General features: G+C 67.3%; 5 protein-coding genes and 1 tRNA gene. 4 read left to right on the plus strand and 2 right to left on the minus strand.

The features are described from left to right. The first annotated feature begins 55 nt into the window (after positions 1-55). Positions 56-1,096 carry a YlbL family protein gene (locus ABD732_RS05105; protein WP_344781232.1) on the plus strand — a complete coding sequence of 347 codons (1,041 nt, stop codon included), beginning with the start codon at positions 56-58 and terminating at the stop codon, positions 1,094-1,096. Between the two features lie 43 nt (positions 1,097-1,139). Here ABD732_RS05105 and ABD732_RS05110 read toward each other — a convergent pair whose 3' ends face one another. Further along, entirely contained in the window at positions 1,140-1,643 is a 504-nt protein-coding gene (locus tag ABD732_RS05110) for a PPA1309 family protein (RefSeq protein ID WP_344781234.1), read from the minus strand. 96 nt (positions 1,644-1,739) lie between these two features. Here ABD732_RS05110 and ABD732_RS05115 point away from each other — a divergent pair, with 96 nt between their 5' ends. Next, entirely contained in the window at positions 1,740-4,742 is a 3,003-nt protein-coding gene (locus tag ABD732_RS05115) for a UPF0182 family protein (protein WP_344781236.1), read from the plus strand. A 160-nt stretch (positions 4,743-4,902) separates the two neighbouring features. Here ABD732_RS05115 and ABD732_RS05120 read toward each other — a convergent pair whose 3' ends face one another. Then, complete coding sequence (locus tag ABD732_RS05120) at positions 4,903-5,190, minus strand: hypothetical protein (RefSeq protein WP_344781238.1); 288 nt, start codon at positions 5,188-5,190, stop codon at positions 4,903-4,905. A 271-nt stretch (positions 5,191-5,461) separates the two neighbouring features. Here ABD732_RS05120 and ABD732_RS05125 point away from each other — a divergent pair. After that, positions 5,462-5,538: transfer RNA gene (locus tag ABD732_RS05125), tRNA-Met, on the plus strand. A gap of 256 nt (positions 5,539-5,794) precedes the next feature. Continuing rightward, complete coding sequence (locus ABD732_RS05130; RefSeq protein ID WP_344781240.1) at positions 5,795-6,376, plus strand: DUF998 domain-containing protein; 582 nt, start codon at positions 5,795-5,797, stop codon at positions 6,374-6,376. Positions 6,377-6,490 lie beyond the last annotated feature (114 nt).

Genomic DNA, 6,490 nt, shown 5'->3' on the forward strand with positions numbered 1-6,490 from the left:
CCACCACGGTACCGGGCGAAAGCCCGGCGCGGCGGGGTCGATTACCCTGTGCCGAATGAGGCTCAACCCTTCGCGCCGGCGACTGATCACCATCGGCGTCGCCGCGGTCATCCTGATCGTCTTCGTGCTCGTCGGCCGCAACGCCCGCGTGCCGTACGTGGCGCTCAGCCCGGGGCCGACGGTGAACACCCTCGGCGAGCTCGACGGCAAGCCCGTGGTGGAGGTGTCCGGGGGAGTGGATGCCGATCCCAGCGGGAACCTGAACCTGACCACCGTCTCGCTCACCGACGGGCTGACCCTGTTCGACGCGCTCGGCATGTGGGTCTCCAGCAAGTATCAGCTGCAGCCGCGGGAGCTGTACTTCCCCAAGGGCACGTCCGACGAGGAGGTGCGCCAGGAGAACACCCGGCAGATGTCGAGCTCGGAGGACAACGCGACCGGCGCGGCGCTGACCTACCTGAAGCGGCCCACCGCCGTGGGCGTGGGACCGGTCGCCGACGGCAGTCCCGCCGCCGGGAAGCTGGAGGTCAACGACGTGATCGTCGCGGTCGACGGCACCGGGGTCAGCACGGTCGCCGACGTCCAGGAGCAGGTCCGGGCCAAGGCACCGGGCTCCGAGATCGCGGTGACCGTCAATCGCGGCGGGGACGAGCAGGTGGTGGACGTCACCCTCGCCCCCCGGCCCGACGATCCCGAGGCCGGCTACCTGGGCGTGACCCCGAAGGTGGTCAGCGCCGACCCGAACGTCCAGATCACCTACAACGTCGGCGACATCGGCGGGCCGTCGGCCGGGCTGATGTTGACTCTCGCGGTGATCGACCACATGACCGAGGACGACCTGGCCGGCGGCCGGTTCATCGCCGGGACCGGCACGATCGTGCCGGACGGCTCGGTGGGCCCGATCGGCGGAATCACGCACAAGCTGAAGGCGGCCCGCGAGGCCGGGGCCACCGCCTTCCTGGTGCCCGCCGACAACTGCGCAGAGGCCACCGGGGATGCGCCCGACGGTCTGGAGCTGATCAAGGTGGACCGGCTCAGCGGGGCCGTCGACTCCCTCGAGGCACTCGAGAGCGGCGCCGAGCGCCCGCACTGCTGACCGGCGGGTCCGGGGCCGTCCTGGTCGGTGGACCCCGATTCGGTCAGTCGGTCGACCCCGCTTCGGGGCCGGGGGCCTCGTCGAAGGTGGCGGCCAGCGCGTCGAGCAATTCCGGGGCCAGCTCGGGGTGGGTGCGCAGGTGACCCGGATCGTCGTCGTCATCAGCGACGGGATCGACCGCCAGCAGAGCCAGTCGTGATCCCGTCCGCAGAACGCCGCCGAACAGCCGCGCGCGCCGTCCGTCGCCCTCGTCGCCGTCGGGCGGCACCACCGTGATCTCGGTGATCAGTGCGCATCCGGCCACCGGGTCGGGCCAGCCGATGGTGGCCAGCAGGGTCGCGGTGTCGGCGTAGGGATCCTCGGGGTCCTGCAGCACCGGGCTGAGTGCGGAATCGTCGCCGTCGCCGACCAGATCCGGGGCCTGCTGCACCAGTACCTCGGTGGGGACGAGGGCGAAGAGAAGGTCGGGGGAGCCCCAGGGAAGCTCGGCCGCGTAGGCGGCGCATTGGGCGAGGGCGTTGCCGAGATCGGCCTGCGAGAACGTCACTCGACCATTGTGACCGGTGCCGGTTCTGGGCGTTTCAGTAAGGTGGAGGCAATTGCTGTCCCTCGACCCCCAATTGGAGTTACGAACGTGGTGGGTATGCGCAGTCCGATCGGACGGCCGTCGTTGTCTCGCAGAACCAAGATCCTGATCGCCGTCGTGGTGGTTCTGCTGCTGTTGCTCCTGATAGGGCCACGTCTGGTGGGACTGACCACCGACTGGCTCTGGTATTCGGATCTCGGCTATTCGTCGGTCATGTCGACCATGGTGGTCACGAGGCTGATCGTGTTCTTGGTGACGGCACTGGTGGTGGGCGCCGTCATCTTCGCCTGTATCTACTTCGCGTACCGGTCCCGCCCGCCGTACGCGATGGCGGCCGCGCCCAACGATCCGCTGGCCCGCTACCGCGAGACCGTCGGCAAGCGCCCGCGGCTCGGGGTGCTGGCACCGTCGATCATCATCGGTCTGCTCGCCGGCCTGGTGGCGCAGGCCTCCTGGGCCACCGTGCAGACCTTCCTGCACGGGGAGGCGTTCGGGGTCAAGGACCCGCAGTTCGGGATCGACATCGGCTTCTACGCCTTCACCCTCCCGTTCATCCGGCTGGTGCTCGACCTGCTGTTCGTGGCGCTGGGCATCGGCTTCGTCGCGAACCTGCTGACCCAGTACGTGTTCGGCGGGATCCGTCTTGGCGGCGGCGGCCGCCGCGGCATGATCAGCGGCCCGGCCCGCATCCAGCTCGCGGTGATCGCCGGGTTGTTCGTCGCGCTCAAGGCGGTGGCGTACTGGTTCGACCGCTACAACCTGCTGACCAGCGACCGGCGCGGCGACATCTTCACCGGTGCCACCTACACCGACATCAACTACGTGCTGCCGTCGAAGCTGATCCTGATGGCGATCGCGATCGTCTGCGCGCTGGCCTTCTTCTCGGCGATCTTCCTGCGTGACTTGCGGATTCCGGCGCTCAGCGCGGTGCTGCTGCTGTTGTCGTCGCTGATCATCGGCGTCGTCTGGCCGGCCGCCATGGAGCAGTTCGCGGTGAAGCCGAGCGCGGCCGACCGGGAAGCCGAATACATCCAGCGCAACCTCACCGCCACCCGGGATGCCTATCGGATACGTCAGGGCCTCGACGTCACCTACGACAACGAGTGGACCCGGACGCAGGCGATTCCGGCGGAGGTGAACTCGGACGAGGCGACGCTCAGTAACATCCGCATCCTCGACCCCAACGTGCTCACCCGGGCCTTCTATCAGCGTCAGGCGCTGAAGAACCTGTACGGCTTCCCGTCGCAGCTGGCGGTGGACCGCTACGAGGTGGACGGTGAGCAGCGCGACTTCGTCGTCGCCGCCCGTGAACTCGATCCGGAGCGGCTGGGCGAGAACCAGACCAACTGGATCAACAAGCACACCGTCTTCACGCACGGCAACGGCTTCATCGCCGCGCAGGCCAACACGGTGGACGAGGCCTCGTCGAACGACACCTCGTCCGACCGCGGCGGCATGCCGGTGTTCATCGTCGCCGACACCCAGACGGTGGACAATCCGGATTTCCAGAAGAACGCCCCGTTCCAGGTGAAGCAGCCGCGGATCTACTTCGGCGAGCTGATCGCCAAGGTGACCCCCGACTACGCGATCGTCGGATCCACCGACGGCGACCGCGAGTACGACGGCGACGGCGCCCAGTACTCGTACACCTCCGACGACTCCGGCGTCCCGCTGAGCAACTGGGGCACGCGGATGCTGTACGCGATGAAGTACGGCGAGCGGAACTTCCTGCTGTCGAACGCGCTGAACGAGAACTCGCGCATCCTCTACAACCGGGATCCGCGCGACCGCGTCAAGAAGGCCGCGCCGTGGCTGACCGTGGACTCGCGGACCTACCCGGCGGTGATGGGCGACGGCTCCATCAAGTGGATCGTCGACGGCTACACGACGCTGAAGAACTACCCGTACGCGCAGCGGACGTCCCTGCAGGACGCCACCGCCGACTCCCGTCAGGCCAACAGCGGCACCACCGGGCGCACCCAGGTGAACGAGGAGGTGTCGTACGTCCGCAACTCGGTGAAGGCCACCGTGGACGCCTACACCGGCGACGTGGAGATGTACCAGGCCGACGACACCGATCCGGTGCTCAAGACCTGGATGAAGGTGTTCCCGGGCACGGTCAAGACCAAGGCCGAACTGGACGCCAAACCGGATCTGCGCAGCCATCTGCGGTACCCGGAGGACTTGTTCAAGCTGCAGCGTTCACTGTTGACGCGGTACCACGTCAACGATGCCCAGACGTTCTTCCGGGCGAACAACTTCTGGTCGGTGCCCGCCGATCCGGGGACCGACGCGGATCTGAATCTGAAGCAGCCGCCGTACTACTTCACCGCCTCGGCGCCGAACCGGGAGAACCTGGCGCAGTTCCAGCTGACCGGTGTGATGAACGCGCTGAATCGGCCGAACATGGCCGCCTACATGACGGCGAACTCCGACCCGGACAACTACGGGCAGTTGACGGTCAAGACGCTGCCGACCGATACGCAGACCGTCGGCCCGCGCCAGGCGTCGGAGAACATGAAGACCAACGCCCGGGTGCAGCAGGAGCTCAAACTCCTGGAGAACACCAACGTGATCTACGGGAACCTGCTCGCCCTGCCGGTCGGTGGCAACGGACTGCTGTACGTGCAGCCGATCTACACCGAGGCCAAGTCCGGTGACTCGGCCATGCCCAAGCTGTACCGCGTGCTGACCTACTACAACGCGGCCGGAGGTGTCGACGGTGTGCGCGTCGGCTTCGCGCCGACGGTGGGCGAGGCCCTGAGTCAGGTCGGAATCAACCCGAGTGCGGCGACGCCGACGCTCGCGGGCGAGACCGCCGAGCCGGGCAGCGAACAGCAGGCCGCGGACGACGGCGACGATAAGCCGGACACCAACGGCGCCACGGCGCCGTCGACCGGAACCGGTGACTCCGCCGAGCGTGCCGAGGCGGTCAAGGAACTCGGTTCGGCGTTGGCCGCGGTCAAGGAGGCACAGTCCAGCGGTGATCTCGGCCGGCTTGGCGACGCGCTCAACAGGCTCGACGCCGCGGTGAACAAGTACGAATCGCTCGGCGGCTGAGCGAGGCCCGGCGACCGTGGGTGCGGTCGCCGGGCGCAGCACGATGACGCGGGTCCTGTCGGTGGTGACAGGGCCCGCGCCATCTTCTGCAGGGGCGTGACCCGTGCCGCCGTCTGGACTGCGTCTCGGCGCTTCGGGTGTACCCCGGCTCTTCGGTCCGCTAGCGGCGAACCTTGGCCAGATACCGCTTGATCTCGGACGGGGTGTTGTCCGGAATCATCGGCGAGTGGTGCAGTGTGCGGGTGAGCCAGGTGAAGATCACCGCGGTGGTCACCAGCAGGGTCAGTGCGATCACGCCGTAGGCGATGTTCATCGGCTTGTTGTCGGGCAGGTCCGCCAGGGTGATCACCCAGAGCGCGGAGAAGCACGCTCCGACCATCAGGGTGGTGAACCCGACCATGCTCATCGGGTGCCAGCCGTGGCTTTCGTGAGCGGTATGGGTGGCCATGACTCCTCCTTCGCCGTGGTCGTGCATCCCCAATCTAGCCCATCAGTGAGGAAAATCACATGGATGACGGAGGCGAACGACGCCGGGGAAGCGCGGTGTGCGGTAACGGTCGGCGTCTGGGATGGGGTCGGGCGGCGTATGTGTCGTCGTCGGGCCGGCGTCGTGACCAGCGCCGCGGCGTCGTCGTCACCAGCACTTTGTGCCGTCGATCACCCTGCGGCAGAAGCGATTTGCTTTGGCCGTCGCGCCGTGTGTAACGTAGTCCCTGCAACGCGGGGTGGAGCAGCTCGGTAGCTCGCTGGGCTCATAACCCAGAGGTCGTAGGTTCAAATCCTGCCCCCGCTACCACGAGAAGGCCCCCACCAGACATGACGTCTGGCGGGGGCCTTCTTCTTGTCGTGTGCCTCACTGACCTACCGCACATTGTGACCATCGTCTGGTCACAATCTGCGGAAGGTGGGCGAAGAGGAGAAAAGGGGGCGGCACTCTCGAGGGCCGCGAGAGGGGCTGTCAGGCCTGGCTGCGGAACGGGTTCCGGAGGGGCCTGACTGCTGTCTCGGCCCTCCCGCGGTGCCCCGCCGGACCATGCCACTATCTTTCAGAGGTGACCGTCACCGTTCTCTCCGCTGCGGCCGTCGTGCTGCTGGTCGTCCGTCTCGTCCTGTTCGTTCACCTGCACCTCGTCCGCCGCGATCTCAGCCTGTGGAGTCATACGGTCAGCGACCTTGGCACCGGAAGCTCCCGCGCCGAGTTCACGGTCATGGGGGTGCTCACGGCGGTCGCCTACGGGCTCGTCCTCGTCGCCTGCGTGCTGCGGGACATCGGTCCCGATGTCCCGCGGGTGTTCTTCGGGGTCGGGATCGTCGCATTGCTCGTCATGCTGTGCTTCCCCACTGATCCGACCGGCCGGAGCCGCACCGCCGTCGGCGCCGTCCACTGGGTGCTGGCCGTCATCCAGTTCGCCGGGCTGTTCGTGGCGATGGTGAACCTCGACCTCACCCCGGTGCTGCCAGCGGAGGCGATGGGGGTCATGCGCTGGGTAGTGCGGATCAGCTTCTACGCCTTCCTCGCCGCATTGTTGCTGCCCGCACTCCGGCGACGCTGCCTCGGCGTCACCGAGCGAGTCTTTCTCACCGTCACCCCGCTGTGGTTCATCGTTCTCGGCACAGCGCTCGCGGCGTCCTGAGTCCGGGATCGTCATGTTCGCAGAGAGGTAGACGAACAGGGGCGGCCCCCGACCGGTGAGGCGGATTCTAGGGGTCCTTGCAACACCTGATGGTTAATTGGCTGTCAGTAGATC

This window comes from Gordonia caeni (assembly GCF_039537105.1).
Lineage (GTDB): Bacteria > Actinomycetota > Actinomycetes > Mycobacteriales > Mycobacteriaceae > Gordonia > Gordonia caeni.

Excerpts from the sequence above, each read along its gene's own strand:
- ABD732_RS05105 (WP_344781232.1), top strand. The coding sequence starts at position 56 with ATGAGGCTCAACCCTTCGCGCCGGCGACTGATCACCATCGGCGTCGCC.
- ABD732_RS05115 (WP_344781236.1), top strand. The coding sequence starts at position 1,740 with ATGCGCAGTCCGATCGGACGGCCGTCGTTGTCTCGCAGAACCAAGATC.
- ABD732_RS05120 (WP_344781238.1), bottom strand. The coding sequence starts at position 5,190 with ATGGCCACCCATACCGCTCACGAAAGCCACGGCTGGCACCCGATGAGC.